Genomic DNA, 2,324 nt, shown 5'->3' with positions numbered 1-2,324 from the left:
GGAGGAATATATTGGTAAAACACTGCATCAACTCTATGCCAAGGAACAAGCTGATGAATTCCTGAATTATATTCAGCAGGTGGTGAAAACCCAACAAGTACTCACCGTTGAATACACTGAATGCCAGTGGATAGCTGGACGAGAAGTCTGGTTTTCGGCTCGCATTGCCCCGATTCGGCACGAACAGGTGATTTGGTTGGCGCGAGACATTACGCTGCAAAAGCAAGCAGAAGCAGCCTCGATTCTAGAAGAGCGCAACCACATGGCACGGGAAATCCACGACACTTTAGCACAGGCATTCACAGGCATTATCATTCATGCTCGATCTGCCTTTGATGAGGTAACGGCGGATCCAGAAAAAGCGCAAACTCTCCTCACTCAGATCCTCGACTTAGCCCGTTCTGGACTTGCGGAGGCACGTCGTTCAGTAGAGGCACTACGCCGCCCATACCTTTTGGAGAACGGTAACTTACAGGATGCTTTAAGGCGTCTTGCGGCTCAATTGGACTCCTCGATCGCAACCCAAGTCGTCTACGAAGTCATTGGTACACCCTATTCCCTATCCTACGATTTGGAAAATAATCTGTTTCGGATTGGGCAGGAAGCTCTGACCAATGCAATCAAACATGCCAAGGCAGATGAAATTCGCATTGAACTGATCTACGAACCGACCCAATGCAGCTTGCGAATTAAAGACGATGGGCAGGGATTTGAGGTAGAAAACCAGGCGATGCGGAATGGCTTTGGTCTAATCGGAATGGCAGAACGGGCTGAGCGCATTAGAGCTGAATTAACAATTCAAAGTAATCTAGGGCAAGGGACAAAGATCGTGGTATCTATTGATCGGGAGTAAGTTAGCATGAGTCAGCCCAGTTGTATTCGTGTTCTTGTTGTGGACGATCATCCTGTTGTCCGTCAGGGTTTGATCGGGATGTTAGAGAAGGCTCCAGATATCGTTATTGTGGGTCAGGGGCGAAATGGGCATGAGGCGATCGCAGTGTTTCAACAACAACAGCCTGATGTGACTTTGATGGATTTACGGATGCCTGAGATGGAAGGTGTTCCGGCGATTACAGTTATTTGCAGTGAGTTTCCTAACGCCCGGATTATTGTGCTGACCACGTATGACACTGATGAAGAGATTTATCGAGGATTGCGAGCCGGAGCAAAGGGGTATTTACTAAAGGACTCTGAGCCAGAGGAACTATTGACAGCCATTCGTACCGTGAACAGGGGGCAACAGTACATTTCCTCCAACGTGGCTGCCAAGCTAGTACAGCGGATGACTGGTCCAGAATTGAGCAATCGTGAGCTAGAAGTTCTCCAGTTAATTGGACAGGGCATGAGCAACCAGGAAATTAGCACGGCTCTAACGATTAGTGAAAGTACGGTGAAGACTCACGTCAACCGAATTTTAAGCAAGCTAGATGTCAAAGATCGCACCCAGGCAGCCATTATGGCGTTGAAACGAGGAATTGCTAATTTGTGAAAGCAAAAATGGTACTTCTGACTAGGTTAACGCTCATCGCCAGTCACCCCTCTGGAGCGCAGGATTTTAGTCGATGAGGCAGGCAATCAAACCTAAGTTTGATCCAAATCCCAACTTAAGTTTGATTCGTTCTACTGTCTCAGGTTGACTAACCCTCAATTATTTTATTGATTAAAATACAGACCTTAAATTGACTACAATCCTGAGCGAATCTCATACATTAAACTCATACAAACGATTACAGGGTTGAAGGAGAGATTTCAGAGTGCTTCTCACCCGACGAATTTCTTTTCTTCAGAGGTTTAGAATGAGCGATGTTATTCCTGATAATGCACCTAGCAATCACAATCAATTAGTTGTACCCCCTTCTGAGCAAGACCATCGACAAGGATCATTAAACGCCCGCATTGTGCTTGTTGAATATGGGGATTATCAATGTCCTCAATGTGGTGAACTTTATACCTCAATCAAGGCAATTCAACGACAGCTTGAGGCGACCCTATTTGGAACAGATTCTCTATGCTTTGTATTCCGGCATTTTCCTCAACCTCACATCCACCCTCAGGCTCAAAAGGCAGCAGCAGCGACAGAAGCAGCAGGGGCACAAGGTCAGTTTTGGCAAATGTACGAAATCTTACTGGAGCATCAACGAGAGTTAGGGAATGGCTACCTTGCCGAGTACGCTGATCGTTTAGGACTTAACGTTCCTCAATTTCTGCGAGATATCGCAAGAGGGACATATCTCGATCGCATTAATCAAGATATCGAAAGTGGAATACGCAGCGGAGTGACCCACGCTCCAGCCCTATTTATCAATAACATTCGGTATACCGGA

The 2,324-nt window shown here is 46.4% G+C and carries 3 protein-coding genes; all 3 read left to right on the top strand.

Annotated features, from left to right (window positions below; translation table 11 throughout):
• The coding region (locus tag H6G26_RS40985) for a histidine kinase (protein WP_190737802.1) at positions 1-853 on the top strand (853 nt) is incomplete at its 5' end.
• Positions 854-859: 6 nt separating this feature from the next.
• The gene (locus H6G26_RS40980; RefSeq protein ID WP_190737801.1) at positions 860-1,489 is read left to right on the top strand and encodes a response regulator transcription factor; all 630 of its coding nucleotides are present in this window, start codon (positions 860-862) and stop codon (positions 1,487-1,489) included.
• Positions 1,490-1,796: 307 nt separating this feature from the next.
• A partial coding sequence (locus tag H6G26_RS40975) for a thioredoxin domain-containing protein (RefSeq protein WP_190737800.1) occupies positions 1,797-2,324 on the top strand: 528 nt, incomplete at its 3' end.

The organism is Nostoc sp. FACHB-888 (assembly GCF_014696655.1).
GTDB lineage: Bacteria > Cyanobacteriota > Cyanobacteriia > Cyanobacteriales > Nostocaceae > Nostoc.
Note: the sequence above shows the minus strand (reverse complement) of the source record. Positions and strands in the feature narration are given on the sequence as shown.